At 66.6% G+C, this 17,360-nt stretch carries 15 protein-coding genes and 1 pseudogene; 10 read left to right on the top strand and 6 right to left on the bottom strand.

All coding sequences use genetic code 11. The features are described 5' to 3' along the window. Positions 1-16: 16 nt before the first annotated feature. The 5 genes from CA234_RS12405 (at position 17) to CA234_RS12385 (ending at position 7,339) form a co-directional block, all read left to right on the top strand. Entirely contained in the window at positions 17-1,219 is a 1,203-nt protein-coding gene (locus CA234_RS12405; protein WP_125977513.1) for an efflux RND transporter periplasmic adaptor subunit, read from the top strand. Between the two features lie 6 nt (positions 1,220-1,225). After that, entirely contained in the window at positions 1,226-4,399 is a 3,174-nt protein-coding gene (locus tag CA234_RS12400; RefSeq protein ID WP_125977512.1) for an efflux RND transporter permease subunit, read from the top strand. A 5-nt stretch (positions 4,400-4,404) separates the two neighbouring features. After that, positions 4,405-5,835 (top strand): efflux transporter outer membrane subunit, encoded by a 1,431-nt coding sequence (locus CA234_RS12395; protein WP_126001825.1) that lies wholly within the window; start codon positions 4,405-4,407, stop codon positions 5,833-5,835. A gap of 61 nt (positions 5,836-5,896) precedes the next feature. Further along, positions 5,897-6,199, top strand: coding sequence for a hypothetical protein (locus tag CA234_RS12390; protein ID WP_241213479.1), 303 nt, complete (start codon positions 5,897-5,899; stop codon positions 6,197-6,199). Positions 6,200-6,487: 288 nt separating this feature from the next. After that, the gene (locus tag CA234_RS12385) at positions 6,488-7,339 is read left to right on the top strand and encodes a fumarylacetoacetate hydrolase family protein (protein WP_125977510.1); all 852 of its coding nucleotides are present in this window, start codon (positions 6,488-6,490) and stop codon (positions 7,337-7,339) included. A gap of 53 nt (positions 7,340-7,392) precedes the next feature. Here CA234_RS12385 and CA234_RS12380 read toward each other — a convergent pair whose 3' ends face one another. After that, positions 7,393-7,854, bottom strand: a complete 462-nt coding sequence (locus tag CA234_RS12380) for a GreA/GreB family elongation factor (protein ID WP_126001824.1) — start codon at positions 7,852-7,854, stop codon at positions 7,393-7,395. Then, positions 7,851-8,912 carry an L-glyceraldehyde 3-phosphate reductase gene (gene mgrA / locus CA234_RS12375; protein ID WP_126001823.1) on the bottom strand — a complete coding sequence of 354 codons (1,062 nt, stop codon included), beginning with the start codon at positions 8,910-8,912 and terminating at the stop codon, positions 7,851-7,853. Before mgrA ends, CA234_RS12380 begins: the two co-directional genes overlap by 4 nt. Before the next feature lie 148 nt (positions 8,913-9,060). Between mgrA and thrC the strand changes: the two genes are divergently transcribed. Both thrC and CA234_RS12365 read left to right on the top strand, forming a co-directional pair. Beyond that, positions 9,061-10,452: a threonine synthase gene (gene thrC, locus CA234_RS12370; RefSeq protein WP_126001822.1), complete on the top strand. Its 1,392-nt coding sequence runs from the start codon at positions 9,061-9,063 to the stop codon at positions 10,450-10,452. Beyond that, positions 10,449-11,318, top strand: coding sequence for a class I SAM-dependent methyltransferase (locus tag CA234_RS12365; RefSeq protein ID WP_126001821.1), 870 nt, complete (start codon positions 10,449-10,451; stop codon positions 11,316-11,318). Before thrC ends, CA234_RS12365 begins: the two co-directional genes overlap by 4 nt. A gap of 41 nt (positions 11,319-11,359) precedes the next feature. Here the strand turns inward: CA234_RS12365 and CA234_RS12360 are convergent, their stop codons facing one another. From CA234_RS12360 to ykgO, 3 genes are all read right to left on the bottom strand, one after another. Next, positions 11,360-12,295 carry a hypothetical protein gene (locus CA234_RS12360; protein WP_125977505.1) on the bottom strand — a complete coding sequence of 312 codons (936 nt, stop codon included), beginning with the start codon at positions 12,293-12,295 and terminating at the stop codon, positions 11,360-11,362. A 490-nt stretch (positions 12,296-12,785) separates the two neighbouring features. Further along, the gene (locus tag CA234_RS12355; RefSeq protein ID WP_125977504.1) at positions 12,786-13,406 is read right to left on the bottom strand and encodes an HAD family phosphatase; all 621 of its coding nucleotides are present in this window, start codon (positions 13,404-13,406) and stop codon (positions 12,786-12,788) included. Between the two features lie 8 nt (positions 13,407-13,414). After that, entirely contained in the window at positions 13,415-13,540 is a 126-nt protein-coding gene (gene ykgO, locus CA234_RS12350) for a type B 50S ribosomal protein L36 (RefSeq protein ID WP_010543750.1), read from the bottom strand. A gap of 212 nt (positions 13,541-13,752) precedes the next feature. Here ykgO and CA234_RS12345 point away from each other — a divergent pair, with 212 nt between their 5' ends. Genes CA234_RS12345 through CA234_RS12335 form a run of 3 tightly spaced genes read left to right on the top strand, consistent with a single transcriptional unit; the run spans position 13,753 to position 15,940 of the window. After that, positions 13,753-14,370 (top strand): DUF4136 domain-containing protein, encoded by a 618-nt coding sequence (locus CA234_RS12345; RefSeq protein ID WP_125977503.1) that lies wholly within the window; start codon positions 13,753-13,755, stop codon positions 14,368-14,370. Beyond that, a complete protein-coding gene (locus CA234_RS12340) occupies positions 14,367-15,485 on the top strand; it encodes a M14-type cytosolic carboxypeptidase (RefSeq protein ID WP_126001820.1) in 1,119 nt (372 codons plus the stop codon). Before CA234_RS12345 ends, CA234_RS12340 begins: the two co-directional genes overlap by 4 nt. Further along, positions 15,482-15,940, top strand: a complete 459-nt coding sequence (locus tag CA234_RS12335) for a GNAT family N-acetyltransferase (protein WP_125977501.1) — start codon at positions 15,482-15,484, stop codon at positions 15,938-15,940. Before CA234_RS12340 ends, CA234_RS12335 begins: the two co-directional genes overlap by 4 nt. 273 nt (positions 15,941-16,213) lie before the next feature. On the opposite strand, the pseudogene CA234_RS12330 reads toward CA234_RS12335, so the two are convergent. Further along, positions 16,214-17,160, bottom strand: a pseudogene (locus CA234_RS12330) (IS630 family transposase). Positions 17,161-17,360 lie beyond the last annotated feature (200 nt).

Genomic DNA, 17,360 nt, shown 5'->3' with positions numbered 1-17,360 from the left:
AACGGCAGGCATCCGCATGACTTTTTTCCGTCACACCGCGCCGGCTCTCGCGCTTGTCCTCGCCGCCTGTGGCGGTCAGTCCCAGCAGCAGGGTGGCGGCGCCCCCGGCGGCGCGGGCGGACAGCAGGCCGCACCGCCCCCCGTCTCCTATGTCGTCGTCCAGCAGCAGGCGGTGCCGCTCACCAGCGAGCTGCCCGGCCGGCTGAGCCCCTATGAGAGCTCGGACGTGCGCCCGCAGGTCAACGGCCTGATCCTCGAGCGGCTGTTCACCGAAGGCGACATGGTCCGCCAGGGCCAGCCGCTCTACCGGATCGACCCCGCCCCCTATCGCGCCGCCGTCGCCAGCGCCCGCGCCGCGCTGACCCGCGCCCAGGCGACCATCGCCACCAGCGAGGCGCTCGCCCGCCGCTATGGCGAGCTGGTCAAGATCAACGCGATCTCGAAGCAGGAAGCGGAGAACGCCGTCGCCAGCGCCGCCCAGGCGCGCGCCGACGTTGCTGCCCAGCGCGCCGCGCTCACCACCGCCGAGATCGACCTCGCCCGCACCACGATCCGCGCGCCGATCAGCGGCAAGATCGGCCGTTCGCTCTACACCACCGGCGCGCTGGTCTCCGCCTCGCAGGCCAATGCGCTGACCACGATCCAGCGGCTCGACCCGATCTATGTCGACATCCAGCAGTCGAGCGCCGACATCCTCAAGCTGCGCCAGTCGATCCTGGCCGGCCAGGTCGCGCGTGACGGCAACGCCAAGGTGGCGCTGACGCTGGAGGACGGCACCAATTACGGGCCGCAGGGCACGATGCGCTTCGCCGACGTGACCGTCGACGAGACCACCGGCAGCCAGGTGATCCGCGCGTTGTTCCCGAATCCGAACGGCCTGTTGCTACCGGGCATGTTCGCCCGCGCCCGCCTCGTCGAGGGTACCCAGCAGAATGCGATGCTGGTGCCCCAGCGCGCCGTCAGCCGCGACGAGCGCGGTAATCCGACGGTGCTGATCGTCGGCGCCGAGAACAAGATCGAGCCGCGCCCGATCCAGACCAGCCGCACCGCCGGCGACAGCTGGATCGTCACCGGCGGGCTCAAGCCAGGCGACAAGGTGATCGTCGAGGGCGCGATGATGCTGCGGCCGGGCATGCCGGTCACCCCGCAGCCCTGGAACCCGAACGCCAAGCCCGCCCAGGGCCAGCCGGGCGCCGCCGCACCCGCCCAGGGGAAGTAACCGCTCATGTCGCGCTATTTCATCGATCGGCCCATCTTCGCCTGGGTCATCGCGATCATCATCATGCTGGCGGGCATCCTCGCGATCCGCAGCCTGCCGATCGCGCAGTTCCCGGCCATCGCGCCGCCCGCCGTCTCGATCACCGCGACCTATCCGGGCGCGGACGCCCGGACGCTGGAAAACACGACGACGCAGATCATCGAGCAGCAGCTGAAGGGAATCGACCACCTTCGCTATTTCTCGTCCTCGTCCTCGTCGGCGGGCACCGTCACGATCACGCTGACCTTCGAACAGGGCACCGATCCGGACATCGCCCAGGTGCAGGTGCAGAACAAGCTGCAGGCGGCCACCCCGCTCCTGCCGCAGGAAGTGCAGCAGCAGGGCATCCAGGTCGCCAAGGCCACCCAGAACTTTCTGGTGGTGATCGGCCTCTATTCGGAGGACGGGTCGCACAGCGGCACCGATCTCGCCGACTATATCGTGTCGAAGCTGCAGGACCCGCTGTCGCGCGTGAACGGCGTCGGCGACACCCAGGTGTTCGGTTCGCAGTACGCGATGCGCATCTGGGTCGATCCGGTGAAGCTCAACAAATACGCGCTCACCATGGATGACGTGACCACCGCGATCCGCGCGCAGAACGCGCAGGTCTCGGCCGGCCAGCTCGGCGCGCGCCCTGCGCCGAAGGAGCAGATGCTCAACGCCACCGTGTCGGTCCAGTCGCGGCTGACCACGCCCGACGAGTTCGCCCAGATCCGCCTGAAGAGCGGCACCGATGCCTCGGTGGTGCGCCTCGGCGACGTCGCCCGCGTCGAGATCGGCGCGGAGAGCTATGGCTTCGATTCGAAGTGGAACGGCAAGCCCGGCGCCGGCATCGGCATCAAGCTCGCCCCCGGCGCCAACGCGCTGACCACGGTCGACCTGGTCAAGGCGCGCGTCAACGAAATCGCCAAGACCTTCCCGGCCGACATCAAGGTCATCTACCCGTACGATACCACGCCGTTCGTCCGCCTGTCGGTCGAGCAGGTGGTCCACACGCTCGTCGAAGCGGTGGTGCTCGTCTTCCTGGTGATGTTCCTGTTCCTGCAGAACTTCCGCGCCACGCTGATCCCGACGATCGCGGTGCCGGTGGTGCTGCTCGGCACCTTCGCGGTGATGGCGATCGCCGGCTATTCGATCAACACGCTCACCCTGTTCGGCATGGTGCTGGCGATCGGCCTGCTCGTCGACGACGCGATCGTCGTCGTCGAGAATGTCGAGCGCCTGATCACCACCGAGCATCTCAGCCCGATCGACGCCGCGCGCAAGTCGATGGAAGAGATCACCAGCGCGCTGGTCGGCATCGCCCTCGTCCTCTCGGCGGTGTTCCTGCCGATGGCGTTCTTCGGCGGCTCCACGGGCGTGATCTACCGCCAGTTCTCGATCACCATCGTCTCGGCGATGGCGCTGTCGGTGTTCGTGGCGCTGGTGCTCACCCCGGCGCTGTGCGCCACCATCCTCAAGCCGCACGATCCGAGCAAGACCGAGGGCAACGGCCTGCTCGCGCGCTTCTTCCGCTGGTTCAACGACAAGTTCGATCGCGGCCAGGCCAAGTACGAGAAGGGCGTGCGCAGCACCGCGCGCAGCTGGAAGCGCTCGGGCCTGGTCTATCTGCTGATCATCGGCGGGATGAGCTTCCTGTTCCTGCGGCTGCCCGGCGGCTTCCTTCCCGAGGAAGACCAGGGCATCGTGATCGCGCTGGTCCAGGGCCCGGCGGGCGCCACTTCGGCACGTACCGAAAAGGGGCTCGACCTGATCCGCGACCACTTCCTCAAGGAGGAAGCGGGCAATGTGAAGGGCGTGTTCACGATCAACGGCTTCAGCTTCGCGGGCGCCGGCCAGAACAGCGGCCTTGCGTTCATGCCGCTGAAGGACTGGGCCGATCGCCCCGGCCACAAGAATGCCGCCGCGTCGATCGTCGGCCGCGCCATGGGTACCTTCGCGCAATATCGCGACGGCCTGATCTTCGCGATCACCCCGCCGGCGGTGCAGGAGCTCGGCAACGCGACCGGCTTCGACCTCCAGCTCGTCGATACCGGCGGCATCGGCCATGAACGCCTGCTCCAGGCGCGCAACATGATGCTGGGCATGGCGATGCAGGACAAGCGCCTGGTCGGCGTGCGCCCCAACGCGCTCGACGACGCGCCGCAGCTCAAGGTCGACATCGACCAGGACAAGGCCAAGGCACTCGGCCTCGACCTTTCCTCGGTCAACAGCACCATCGCCACCGCCTGGGGCGGTTCCTATGTCAACGACTTCATCGATCGCGGCCGCGTCAAGCGCGTCTATGTCCAGGCCGATGCCCCCTATCGCCTGACGCCGGAGGACATCGCCAACCTGTACGTCCGCGGCCCCACCGGCACGATGACGCCGTTCACCGCCTTCTCGACGCTCAGCTGGGCGCAGGCACCGGTGCAGCTCACCCGCTATAACGGCCTGCCCTCGATGGAAATCCTCGGCTCGCCCGCCCCCGGCACCTCGACCGGCGACGCGATGGCGGCGATGGAGGCGATCCACGCCAAGCTGCCGCCAGGCACCCAGCTCGAATGGACCGGCCTCTCCTATGAGGAACGCCTGTCGGGCGGCCAGGCGCCGGCACTCTACGCGCTGTCGCTGCTGATCGTGTTCCTCTGCCTCGCCGCGCTCTACGAGAGCTGGTCGGTGCCGATCTCGGTGATCCTGGTGGTGCCGCTCGGCGTGCTCGGCGCGCTGCTCGCGGCGTGGCTGACCGGGCTCAACAACGACATCTACCTCCAGGTCGGCCTGATCACCACGATCGGCGTGTCGGCGAAGAACGCGATCCTGATCGTCGAGTTCGCCGAGGAGCGGATGCGCGAGGGCATGAGCGCCTTCGACGCGGCGATCGAAGCCGCCAAGCTCCGTCTGCGCCCGATCCTGATGACCAGCCTCGCCTTCATCTTCGGCGTGCTGCCGCTGGCGATCTCCACCGGCGCGGGCGCCGGCGGCCAGAACGCGATCGGCCGTGCGGTGGTGGGCGGCATGCTCTCCGCGACGGTGCTGGCGATCTTCTTCGTGCCGATGTTCTTCGTGGTGGTGCGCAATCTGTTCGATCGCCGCCGCAACAAGAATGCGGGCCCGAATACCAACCATGACGGCGGCGCCAACGCGCCCCAGGGAGCCTGACGGCCGTGACCAACCGCTTCCCCCTGTTCTTCGCGCTGGCCGCGAGCACCGCGCTCTCGGCCTGCAACCTGGCCCCCAAGTACAGCCGGCCCGCGCCGGCGATCCCGGCGGCGCTGCCCCAGGGCGGCGTCTACCCGGCGGCGGCCACCGACGCGCCGGACATCAGCAAGGTCGGCTGGCGCGACTTCTTCACCGACGATCGCCTGCGCCGGGTGATCCAGCTGGGCCTGGACAACAACCAGGACCTGCGGCTCGCCGCGGCCAACGTGCTGCAGGCCCGGGCGCAGTACCGCGCGCAGCGGGCGGACCTGTTCCCCGCGATCGGCGTCAGCGGCACCGGCACCTACACCAACACCGCGCAGTTCGCGGCCAGTGCCGGCGGCGCACTGGGCGGCGCGGGCGTGCAGGACGTCCAGAACTTCAGCGTGTCCGGCGGCATCACCTCCTATGAGATCGACCTGTTCGGCCGGGTGCGCAATCTCAGCCGCGCCGCGCAGGAGCAGTATTTCGCGAGCAGCGAGGCGCAGCGCGCCACCCGCGTGTCGCTGATCGGCGAGATCGCCAGCGCCTGGCTCACCCTCGCCTCGGACCGCGAGCAGCTCGCGATCGCGCAGAACACGCTCAAGGCGTTCGAGCAGTCGCTCGAGCTGACCCGGGCGCAGTTCCGCATCGGCACCGCCTCGGAGCTGGAGTCGCGCCAGGCCGAGACGAGCTACGAATCCGCCCGGAACGACGTGGCGACGGCACAGACCCGGATCGCGCAGGACATCAACGCGCTCCAGCTGCTCACCGGCGCCACGGTTGCGCCCGAGCTGCTGCCGGAATCGCTGGGTGACGCCAAGGCGACGATCGACGCGCTGCCCGGCAACGTGCCGTCGGAAGTGCTGCTGCGCCGCCCGGACGTGCTCCAGGCCGAGCACCAGCTGATCGCACAGAACGCCAATATCGGCGCGGCGCGCGCGGCCTTCTTCCCGAGCATCTCGCTCACCTCCACGGTGGGTTCGATCGCCTCGACGATCGGCAAGCTGTTCGGGTCCGGCACCGATACCTATACGGTCTCGCCCACCGCCTCGCTCAACATCTTCAACTTCGGAAAGAACCAGGCGAACCTCGACTATTCAAAGGCCTCGCGCGACGCGGCGGTGGCGACCTATCAGAAGACGATCCAGACCGCCTTCCGCGAAGTCGCCGATGCGATGGCCCAGCGCGGCACGATCGACGAGCAGCTGCGCGCGCAGAGCGCACGCGCCAATGCAGCGGAGGTCGCGGCGCGGCTGTCCGACGCGCGCTACCGGGCGGGGGTCGACTCGTTCCTAACCGTGCTTGATTCGCAGCGCAGCGCCTATGCCGCCGAGCAGAGCCTGGTCACCACGCGGCTGACCCGCGCGAGCAACTTGGTTACCCTGTATAGAACCTTAGGCGGCGGGCTCGACTAGAGGCTTGCCACCTGCGAAAATCGGCATAGTCTCTGGATCCAATAGGAGAAGGAGAGGTGTCGTGTCGCTGAACGAAGTGCACCCCGAACAGGACCAGGGCCTGCCCCCGCTGCCCGTGCAGGCCTCGGACGAAAGCATGATCATCCTCGAGGGCCTGTTGTGCGTGATGCGGGAAAAGAACCTGCTCTCGCGCCAGGACCTCGAGCTGCTCTGCCAGAAGGTCGAGCGCCGCGCCGCCGGCGTGAGCAAGAACCCCCTGCCCTGCTGCCCGAACAAGGCGGCGAACGCGCGCAACTATATCCAGCGCCTCGCCGACTATCTGGGCCAGCGCTATGGCGGCAAGCACCTGCGCCGGGTGAGCTGAGCGCTTAGGCCGGCCCGCCCCGGCCCCGCCCGTCATCCCGGCGAAAGCCGGGATCCATTGGGGTCTCCGTCGCGGTTCTTGCCGAGGCCGTTTGGCGTCTAGATCCCGGCTTTTCGCCGGGATGACGGCTGTCGAGAAGTACGGCGCAACGACGCTGTTGCCGCCCCCGCCCTCCGCCGGCCCCGGCCCCGCCTCCAATAATCGGACAAATCGGCAAATCCCGCTTTGGCAACGCGCCCCCGCGCGCTAGGGCGCAATCGTCTGTCTTTCCTGAATGAGGACGCTTGCATGAAGTTGCTTCGCTACGGCCCGCGCGGTGCCGAAAAGCCCGGCATCCTGGACGCCGAGGGCCGCATCCGCGACCTGACCGGCCTGGTGCCCGACCTCACCGTCGACGTGATCGAGCGGATCCGCGCGGTGGATCCCACCACGCTGCCGCTGGTCGAGGGCGACGTTCGCCTGGGCGTGCCTGTGGCGAACATCGGCAAGTTCCTCGCGATCGGCCTCAACTATGCCGATCACGCCCGCGAAGCCGGCCTCGAGCCGCCGCCCGAGCCGATCTTCTTCACCAAGGCGATCTCGTGCCTCACCGGCCCGAACGATCCGGTGATGATCCCCAAGGACTCGCAGAAGAGCGACTGGGAAGTCGAGCTGGGCGTGATCATCGGCAAGACCTGCCGCCATGTCGACGAGGCCGATGCGCTCGACCATGTCGCGGGCTTCGTCCTCGCCAACGACGTATCCGAGCGCGCCTTCCAGAAGGAGCTCGGCAGCCAGTGGGACAAGGGCAAGGGCTGCGACACCTTCGGACCCATCGGCCCGTGGCTGGTGACGCCGGACGAGGTGGCCGACTGCCAGGCGCTCGACATGTATCTGGACCTCAACGGCAAGCGCATGCAGACCGGCAACACGTCGACGATGATCTTTCCGGTGGCGGAATGCATCGCCTATATGAGCCGCTTCATCACGCTCCACCCCGGCGACCTGCTGATCACCGGCACGCCCCCCGGAGTCGGCGAAGGCCAGAAGCCCGAGAAGATCTTCCTCAAGCCCGGCGACGTGATGGAGCTGGGAATCACCGGCCTCGGCACCCAGCGCCAGGACGTGATCGCGTTCGATCTGGCGGCGTTCAACGACTGAGCACCGTCCCCTTCTTCTAAATCCCCCTCCCGCTTGCGGGAGGGGGGCGCCCCCTAAATCGCCTCCACCGCCAGCACCTCAATCGCTTCCGGCTTCCCTCCGAAATCGACGCGCTCGCCTTCCTCCGCGCCGAGCAGGGCGTGCGCCAGCGGCGCCTGGAAGGCCAGCCGGTCGGCCGCCGGATCAGCCTCATCATGGCCGACGATCTCGATCACCCGCTCGCGCCCGTTCAGCTTGATCCGCACCCGCGCGCCGATCCCCGCCACGCCGTCCTCGAGGGGCGGCGCGATCTGCGCGGTGGCGGCGCGGGTGTTCCAGTAACGCAGCTCGCGCTTCAGCCCTTCCTTGGCCTCCGCATCGCCCTCGGCCCCGATCGCCGCCTCCAGCGCGGCGACCTTGCCCGCGATCAGCGCCGGCCCCGCCGCCGTGACCAGATTGGGCCCGGCCGGCAGCGGCAGTTCGAACTTGGGTTCCTTATGTTCCTCGTCGCTCTCGCGGCGAAACGCGACACTCATCGTTGGGGCAGTTCCTCAAGCGTGGACGATACCTTCCAAAGATCGATCGCGCCTTCGGTTGCATGGGTGTCGATTTCCGCCAGCTCCTCGGCGGTGAAATCGAGGTTCTTCACCGCATCGAGCGAATCGTCGAGCTGCTGCACCGTCCGCGCGCCGACCAGCGCCGAGGTCACGCGCGGATCGCGCAGCACCCAGGCGATCGCCATCTGCGCCAGCGTCTGCCCGCGCTTCTCGGCGATCGCGTTGAGTGCACGGATGCGGGCGATATTCTCGTCCGAGAGCAGCCGCGTGTCGAGCGATCCGCCCTTGGCCGCGCGCGCATCCTCGGGCACGCCGTTCAGATATTTGCGCGTCAGCATCCCCTGCGCCAGCGGCGAGAAGGCGATGCAGCCGGTGCCCAGATCTTCCAGCGTGTCGAGCAGGCTCTCCTCGATCCAGCGGTTGAGCATCGAATAGCTCGGCTGGTGGATCAGCAGCGGCACCTTGTAGTCCGCCAGGATCGCCGCGGCCTTCCGCGTCAGCTCGGGCGAATAGCTGGAGATGCCGACATAGAGCGCCTTGCCCTGGCGGTGGATCTGGGCGAGCGCGCCCATCGTCTCCTCCAGCGGCGTCTTGGGGTCGACGCGGTGCGAGTAGAAGATGTCGACATAGTCGAGCCCCATCCGCTTGAGGCTCTGGTCGCACGAGGCGATCAGATATTTCTTGCTGCCGCCGACATCGCCATACGGCCCCGGCCACATGTCCCAGCCTGCCTTGGTCGAGATGATCAGCTCGTCGCGGTGGCTGGCGAAGTCGGTCGCCAGCACGCGGCCGAAATTCTCCTCGGCCGAGCCATAGGGCGGCCCGTAATTGTTGGCGAGATCGAAGTGCGTCACGCCGCGATCGAACGCCCGGCGCAGCATCGCGCGGGCATTTTCGAACACATCGGTACCGCCGAAATTCTGCCAGAGCCCCAGGCTGATCGCCGGCAGGTCGAGCCCGCTCACGCCACAGCGGCGATAGGGCATGCGGCCGTCATATCGGTCGGCATCGGCATGCCAGGGCTGGGGATAGGCCATCATCTCTCTCCATCGGGAAGGCTGTACGGAACGCGCCTATACGCAGCCCGGGTCCCGCACGGAACACCCGGGCGCGCCAGCAATGGCAAGCCGCCCCCAAGGACAGCTATCTTGTCGCGATCGTTGCCGACGGGTAACGCGGTCGGCCATGCAGTATCACAGCACCCGCGGCGCCGCGCCCTTGCTGGGCTTTCGCGACGTCACCCTCACCGGCCTCGCCAGCGACGGCGGCCTCTATGTCCCGACCGAATGGCCGGCCTTTTCCGCGGCGGATATCGCCGCGATGCGCGGCCTCTCCTATGTCGAGACGGCGGTGCGCGTCATGCTGCCCTTCGTCACGCCGGACCTGAGCGAGGACGAGCTCCGCCAGCTCTGCACCCAGGCCTATGGCCGCTTCTCGCACGCCGCGGTGACCCCGCTGGTCCAGATCGACCAGCAGCACTGGCTGCTCGAGCTGTTCCACGGCCCCACCCTCGCGTTCAAGGACGTGGCGCTCCAGCTGCTCGGGCTGCTGTTCGAGAAGTTCCTGAGCGGCACCAACCAGCACCTCACCATCGTCGGCGCGACCTCGGGCGACACCGGCAGCGCCGCGATCGACGCGGTGGCGGGGCGCATCGGCGTCGACATCTTCATGCTGCACCCGCAGGGCCGCGTGTCGGATGTCCAGCGCCGGCAGATGACCACCGTCCTCGCCCCCAATGTCCACAACATCGCGATCGACGGCAGCTTCGACGATGCCCAGGCGCTGGTGAAGGCGATGTTCAACGATGCCGACTTTGCCGGCCGCTTCCAGCTGAGCGCGGTCAACTCGATCAACTGGGCCCGGCTGATGGCGCAGGTGGTCTATTATTTCTACGCCGCCGTCCGCCTCGGCGCGCCCGAGCGGGCGGTCGCCTTCTCGGTACCGACCGGCAATTTCGGCGACGTGTTCGCCGGCTATGTCGCCGCGCGCATGGGCCTGCCGGTGGCCAAGCTGGTGGTGGCGACCAACGTCAACGACATCCTCCATCGTGCGCTGTCGGCCGGTGATTATTCGGCGGGCACCGTCACGCCGACCGCCGCGCCCTCGATGGACATCCAGGTCAGCTCGAACTTCGAGCGGCTGCTGGCCGATCTCGCCGGTGCGCCGATCGCGGACCAGATGCGCGGCTTCGAATCGACGCGCGCGATGCAGCTCACCAACGCCCAGCGCGAAGGCGCCTCCAAGCTGTTCACCAGCGACGCGATCGATGCCGACGGCATGAACGAAGCGATGCGCTGGGCCTGTGCCGAAGCCGGCCAGGTGATCGACCCGCACACCGCGATCGGGCTCGCCGCCGCGCAGCGCGCCGGGCTGGCGCCGGACGTGCCCGTCGTCACCCTCGCCACCGCGCATGCCGCAAAATTCCCCGACGCGGTCGAGCGCGCCACCGGCATGCGTCCGACCGTGCCGAGCCGCGTCGGCGACCTGTTCGAGCGCCACGAGCGCTACGACACCCTGCCCGCGACGTTCGACGCGGTCACCGGCTATATCGCCGAGCGCGCCCACGCCCGCCCATGAAGCTCGTCACCCTCACCGGCGAGCCCTGGGGCGACTATGGGCTGATCGATTCGGGCCATGGGCGCAAGCTCGAGCGCTACGGCGCCTATCGCTTCATCCGCCCCGAGCCCCAGGCGATGTGGGCGCCGGCCGCGGCCGAGTGGGACGCGCATGCCGAATTCGTCCCCGGCTCCGACGAGGAGGGCGGCGGCCGCTGGGAATATCTGAAGCCCACCCCCCGCGAAGGCTGGCCGCTGGCATGGCGCGAGGTGCGCTTCACCGCCCAGACCACACCCTTCCGCCATCTCGGCTTCTTCCCGGACATGGCGCCGGTATGGGACTGGATGCGCGGCCGGATCGACGGCATGGACAGCCCTGAGTGCATGAACCTGTTCGGCTATACCGGCGTCGGCTCGCTGGCGCTGGCGGCGGCGGGCGCGAAGGTGACGCATGTCGATGCCTCCAAGAAGTCGGTGATGGAGGGCAAGGCCAACGCCCAGCTCTCGGGCATGGCCGACAAGCCGATCCGCTGGATGATCGACGACGCGATGAAATTCACCGCGCGCGAGGTACGCCGCGGGCGGCGCTATGACGGCATCATCCTCGATCCGCCCAAATGGGGCCGCGGGCCCAATGGCGAGGTGTGGAAGCTGGAGGAAGGCCTGCCGTCGCTGATCGACGACGTGGCCAAGCTGCTCGACGCGAACTCGCGCTTCCTGTTCCTCACCGTCTATGCGGTGCGCATGTCGGCGCTGGCGATCGGCGAACTGGTCCGCCAGGCGATGGCGGACAAGGGGGGCACGGTCGAGGCGGGCGAGCTGACGGTGCGCGAGGAAGCGCGCGGGCTGGAGCTGCCGACGGCGATTTTTGCGCGGTGGAGTAGGTAACTATTCGCCTACCGCGCAAGCACTTCAGCCGTGGTGGCAGATCACTGCGGCTGCGAATTGACTAAAAAGTCCCTGCGGAACCATGCCCCTTCGTCGCCTGGCATTGCGTATGCTACATCGAGAATGATTTGATACGCGGTACAAACGTCGGCAGGCTGCGCATCTTTCTGATTCTGCACGGCGCTTGTCACAGCATCTAGCCGGGACGCCGGGAGCTTGCGCCATTCAATCTCCAGAGGCTTCGCGAAAGCAGCAGTTGCCTTGTCCTTCTGCAGTTCGCTAATTTCAACGACGGGCATGTCAGCATCGAGCGATGAAAAAATCGCTTTTCTCAGCAGGCCCAGAAACTCTCGAAAGGGGACGATCCCCATTCTTGAAATGACCTGCAGCTCCATACCGGCTTCTACCCGCGTGGAATAAATATGTGCGCACTCTTCCTGCGTAGAGCTTTTTGCCAAAGCCGCAAGAAAGTAGTAGTATCTTTGAATATCGAAATCGCTCATCTTCGAAAAACCGCGAACCTGCAACGCATTCAGAAGGTCCTCGACAACCAAATCGCTGACCCGAGGCACTGACTCACGGTCTCGTAAATCACCACGTCGCGCGTACATTTTGTCCGCCACGATAGCGACAAAACGTGGGTCATGATGGATTGCGCGCACATGCTCGTCTAAAGCTTCTGCAAAAGGCCCTTGCAGACCGAACCGTGCAGCCATAGCGCGTCCGAAGCCGGGGCGCTGGAGAGCCGAAGCCGCCAACACCTTCATTTCCGATTTAGAAATTCCCTCCGCAGGTCCCGGCTTGACGCCCAGCGGCTTAGTCGTGAGCGAAGGACCAGGCCTACGGGATGACGCGCCAGCATCTTGCGACAAAATTAGCGTTTTGACACCGCCACTTGACGTCGAACCAGCTGCGACGGCGGTAGAAACTAGGCCGCAAAAAACGGTCGCGATCAGCACAAACGTAATCGGCTTCATGTCTTCCCCCATGCTCCGCAACCTTCGATTAGTGATGATCACAGCAGCGTCTCGGGTGACGTAGCGCTTCAGGCCATCCCAGCACAACGGTATCACGGACATCCAGACCGAGGCCTCCATCTGTTGGAGCAGAAGGATATTTGATGATCCTGGGGGAGTGCTTAGACCATCATTGCAGCTGTAATTCCGGTTCCTATATGTTCTATGCCGGGATCTACCCAGCGAGCGCTCTTTGAACCTGCTGGAACCACGCCTCGCGAAATGCACCGTGCACGTCCACGTGTGTGAACTTACGAATCGCGCACGAGTGTGAACTTTGGCAACTTAGCGAGCAGCAATCGCTCGCCGCGACACCCACCTCAGTCATCCCGGCGAAAGCCGGGATCCATTGGGGTCGCCGTTCCAGCTCCAGCCCCGGCGGAGCGGTGAATGGATCCCGACTTTCGTCGGGATGACGACGGAAAAGGTGGAGAGGAAGAAACGCCAGCGCTCAGCCGGCAAGCACACCCAGCCGCACCAGCTCGGCGCGGAACGCCTCCGCGCCGGTAAACACCACGCCGTGAATACCCTGCCCCCGCGCCGCCTCGACGTTCACCGGCAGATCGTCGACGAACACCGCGTCCGGGCCCTGCAGTCCGAATCGCTCCAGCGCCAGCGCGTAGATGGCGGGATCGGGCTTCACCAGCTTCTCGTCGCCCGAGACGACGATGTCCTGGAAGCGGCCGAACAGCCAGTCGACCTGCGGCATCCAGGCCCGCCAGAACTCGCCGGAGAAATTGGTGATGCCGAACAGGGGCACGCCCGCCGAATCGAGTTCCTCGACCAGCTCGGCCATGCCGGGGATCGGCGGACCCAGTTGGTCACCGAACTGCGGCCCCCAGAGCGCGATCTTGTCGGCATGCTCGGGGTACAGCGCGCTCAGCTCCGCCGATGTCTCGGCGAAGGGGCGGCCAGCGTCATGCTGGAAATGCCATTCCTTGGTGACGACCTGCGACAGAAACGCGTCGAGCGCCTGCTCGTTTTCGAACAGGCGCTCGTACAAACGCCGCGGTTCCCAAGGGAAAAGAACGTTGCCGACGTCGAAGATGACGGCGTGCGGCGCAGTCCCCACGTATGGGCTCAGCCCTGACGTGCCTTGAAACGCTTCTGCGTCTTGTTGATCACGTAGATCCGGCCACGGCGGCGGATCACGCGGTTGTCGCGGTGCCGCCCCTTGAGCGACTTCAATGAATTGACGATCTTCATGACCGATTCGCTTCTCAAATTATCTGGAATGCCGGAAAGAGCGGCTCGCCTATAAGCGCGGGGCCGGGAAGTCAAGGCCGCGTGTGTCCCGTGCCGCCGATATGCAGCCGAACGCCGCGCTCGAACGTTCCGTCCCCGATGGGACCCGCAAATCCGCTCGACCCGGCCCATGCTGGCAGGATAGATCCATTGCGCCCACGAAACAGGAGTGCGTGTTCGTGAATCCGTATCTGCGTCTTGCCCTGCTCGCTACCCTGCCCGCGCTCGCCGCCGGCTGCACCACCACCGGCGCCCGTCCGCCGATCGACGTCACCCGCTATCATCTGAGCGAGCCGTTCGAGCGCACCACGGTCAGCGTGATGCCGATGACCGGCGCGATGGACGTCACGCCCGAATTCCGCGTCTATGCCGATGCGGTGCAGGCGGAGCTGAACAAGCAGGGCTATGTCCCCGCCACCAGCGATCGCCCGGCGGGCTATATCGCCTCGGTCTCGTTCACCCGTGCCTCGCGCGGCGTGGTCCGCGAACCCTCGCCGGTCTCGATCGGGCTGGGCGGCGGCAGCTTCGGCGGTGGCCGGGGCGGCGGTGTCGGGCTGGGCGGCGGCGTCTCGTTCGGCATCGGCAAGCGCAAGCAGAACGAGATCCTCGTCTCGCAGCTCTGGGTGCAGCTGCGCCGCCGCGCCGGCGAGAACGTGATCTGGGAAGGCCGCGCCGAGACGACCGGCGTGGGCCTCCGCGACAACCAGCCTGCCGCCACCGCGCAGCGACTCGCCGCTGCGCTGTTCAAGGACTTCCCCGGCGAGTCCGGGATCACTACGACGGTCAAATGAGCATTCAGATCAGCGCCGCGTTCGACAGCGGCAACATCCGCGTGGTCGCCATCGAAGGCGACGGGGTCGACTGCGAGATCGTCCTCGATCACCAGTCGGACTTTTTCCAGTGGTTCCACTTCCGCGTCGCCGGCGCGAAGGGGCGGACGCTGACCTTCCGCATCCTCAATGCGGGCAGCTCGGCCTATCCCTTCGGCTGGCCGGGCTACAAGGCGCGCTGGTCGGCGGACCGCGAATCGTGGCGGATGGCGGAAACCGAGTATGCGGGCGGCATCCTCAGCTTCACCCACCATTTCCAGACGGACCTCACCTGGTTCGCCTATTTCGCGCCCTATTCGATGGAGCGGCACCACGACCTGGTCAGCCGCATCGCGCTGCAGGAGGGCGTTACCCACCGCCAGCTGGGCGAGACGCTGGACGGCCAGCCGATCGACTGCCTGACCATGGGCGAGGGGCCGAAGCACGTCTGGCTCTATGCCCGCCAGCATCCGGGCGAGAGCATGGCCGAATGGTGGATGGAGGGCGCGCTTGAGTTCCTCACCGACGAGGACAATGCCGTCGCGCAGGCGCTGCGGCAGAAGGCGACCTTCCACTGCGTGCCCAACATGAACCCGGACGGCTCGCGCCGCGGCCATCTGCGCACCAATGCGGCGGGGGTGAACCTCAACCGCGAATGGCACACCCCGACGCCCGAGCGCAGCCCGGAAGTGCTGGCGGTGCGCAACGCCATGGACGCAACCGGCGTGCATTTCGCGATGGACGTCCACGGCGACGAGGCGATCCCGGCCAACTTCCTCGCCGGCTTCGAGGGCATCCCGAGCTGGACCGACGCGCTCGGCGAGAAATTCTACGAATTCGGCCGACGCCTCGCGGCGCACACCCCCGATTTCCAGACCGAGCTCGGCTATGACAAGTCGCCCCCGGGCAAGGCCAATCTCGCCATGTCGACCAACCAGCTCGCCGAGCGGTTCGGCGCGGTGTCGATGACGCTGGAAATGCCGTTCAAGGACCATGATGCGAACGCCGACCCCGAGTTCGGCTGGTCGCCGACCCGCAGCAAGCTGCTCGCCCATGCCTGCCTCGAGACGCTGGCGGGCATGATCGACACGCTGTGATCACGATCCGGGAAGGCGGGCTGGACGACGCCCAGGTGCAGGATCTTCTGCGCCTGCACGCGGCGGGCATGCTCGCCAACTCGCCGGCCGAGAGCTGCCACTTCCTCGACCTGTCGGGCCTCCAGGCGGCGGACGTCACCTTCTGGAGCGCCTGGGCGGGCGCGGACCTGCTCGGCATGGGCGCGCTCAAGCAGCTCGATGCGACCCATGGCGAGGTGAAGTCGATGCGCACCGTGCCGGCGCAGCTCGGCAAGGGCATCGGCGCGGCGGTGCTCGAGCATATCCTCGCCGTCGCCCGGGCGCGTGGGCTGACGCGGCTGAGCCTGGAGACGGGTACCGCGCCGGCGTTCGAACCGGCGATCCGACTCTATACCCGCTACGGCTTCGCCCCCTGCCCGCCGTTCGGCAGATATGCGGAAGATCCGCATAGTCGCTTCCTCACGCTGGCGTTGTAGTTGAATATTAGGAGCTGCGCATGTTCGCGGGCTGGGCATCGCTGTGCCCGACGAGCGTCGCGTGCGCCTGCCGCAGGATATAGCCATAGCGGCATCTCGATCCGATAGGCATAGCCGTTCAGCCAGCGCTGCATCGCCCACCAGATGATCGGCCAGGCGACGAAGTTGGCCAGCAGCGCAGGGCGGGTCCGCTGGCGGAGCAGCAGCAGGCGTATCTGCGCCGTGCTCGCCCCCATCGCCTTGCGGATGCCGATCGCCTAGAGCAGTTTCCGATCAATTTGGATCATATCCGCAGGAACTGAAGTAGTTGGCGCATTCGATGGGCTGGAAGATGTCGACAAGTGCGCCGATGTGGTTCCAGAGTCCGCTGACAGTGCGCTCTCCAGCCTTTCGGAGCATGGCCTTGAGGCGGGCAAAGGCCTTTTCGATGGGGTTGAAATCGGGGCTGTAGGGCGGGAGGAAGCGCAGCGTCGCGCCGGCCGCCTCGATCCGCTCGCGGACCGCGGGTCGTTTGTGGCTCGACAGATTGTCCATGATGACGATGTCGCCGGGACGCAGTGTGGGCACGAGGAGCTGTGCCACATAGGCTTCGAACCAGTCGCCGTTGATCGGTCCGTCGAGCACCATCGGCGCGACCATGCCGGTCATGCGCAGTCCGGCGACCAGCGTGGTGACCTTGCGATGGCCATGCGGATATCCCATCCGCAGCCGCTCACCTCTGGCGCATCGACCGTGGCTGCGGGTCATGTTGGTGGCGGCCCAGGTCTCGTCGATGAAGACCAGGCGTTCCGGTTCCAGATCTACTTGGCCATCGAACCAGCCGCGGCGCTGCTTCAGGATGTCGGGCCGGTCTTGCTCGACGGCATGGCCAGTCTTTTTTTGCGCGTCATGCCACGGCGCGCGAAGAAGCGATGTAGCCCTGAGACAGAGGCCGCCAGACCCTTCTTGGCCAGGGCTCGGCGAAGCTCTTCCAGAGAGATGTCCTTGCGGGCTTCCCACAGCGCGAGAATGTCAGCTGCCCGTTCCTCGACCCGACGCGAACGCATGTCTCCGCCTTGCAGCTTGGCGGCAAAATTGCCCGTTTCCCGCCTCTGCGCGTGTCAGCGGATCGCTGTCGAGGGCGCAACCCCAAACCGTGCGGCTGCAGCCCGACAGCTCAGCCCGCCGTCAATCGCAGCCAGAACACGAACCCGCAAATCCATAGAGAGAGCATGACCCATCCATGCCGGACTCCTTCACCGGCATGCATTCTGAATCAGAAATCGCGATCCTTGGGGATCCCTCCACGATTCAGTGCGGTCGAAATCCGCTCTAGATGACCGCCCACACGGCCGCATTGGCGAAGTCGCCATCCTGCTTGCCATTCGGAAGACAACAGGGACCTAAGATGTGGCCAGTGCGATACGCGAAGCTCGCGTTA

This window comes from Sphingomonas sp. ABOLE (assembly GCF_003950455.1).
GTDB classification, from domain to species: Bacteria; Pseudomonadota; Alphaproteobacteria; order Sphingomonadales; family Sphingomonadaceae; genus Sphingomonas; species Sphingomonas trueperi.
This window is presented reverse-complemented; position numbering and strand designations above follow the sequence as displayed.

Excerpts from the sequence above, each read along its gene's own strand:
- CA234_RS12340 (WP_126001820.1), top strand. The coding sequence starts at position 14,367 with ATGAGCATTCAGATCAGCGCCGCGTTCGACAGCGGCAACATCCGCGTG.
- thrC (WP_126001822.1), top strand. The coding sequence starts at position 9,061 with ATGCAGTATCACAGCACCCGCGGCGCCGCGCCCTTGCTGGGCTTTCGC.
- ykgO (WP_010543750.1), bottom strand. The coding sequence starts at position 13,540 with ATGAAGATCGTCAATTCATTGAAGTCGCTCAAGGGGCGGCACCGCGAC.
- CA234_RS12385 (WP_125977510.1), top strand. The coding sequence starts at position 6,488 with ATGAAGTTGCTTCGCTACGGCCCGCGCGGTGCCGAAAAGCCCGGCATC.
- CA234_RS12400 (WP_125977512.1), top strand. The coding sequence starts at position 1,226 with ATGTCGCGCTATTTCATCGATCGGCCCATCTTCGCCTGGGTCATCGCG.
- mgrA (WP_126001823.1), bottom strand. The coding sequence starts at position 8,912 with ATGGCCTATCCCCAGCCCTGGCATGCCGATGCCGACCGATATGACGGC.
- CA234_RS12405 (WP_125977513.1), top strand. The coding sequence starts at position 17 with ATGACTTTTTTCCGTCACACCGCGCCGGCTCTCGCGCTTGTCCTCGCC.
- CA234_RS12365 (WP_126001821.1), top strand. The coding sequence starts at position 10,449 with ATGAAGCTCGTCACCCTCACCGGCGAGCCCTGGGGCGACTATGGGCTG.
- CA234_RS12380 (WP_126001824.1), bottom strand. The coding sequence starts at position 7,854 with ATGAGTGTCGCGTTTCGCCGCGAGAGCGACGAGGAACATAAGGAACCC.
- CA234_RS12360 (WP_125977505.1), bottom strand. The coding sequence starts at position 12,295 with ATGAAGCCGATTACGTTTGTGCTGATCGCGACCGTTTTTTGCGGCCTA.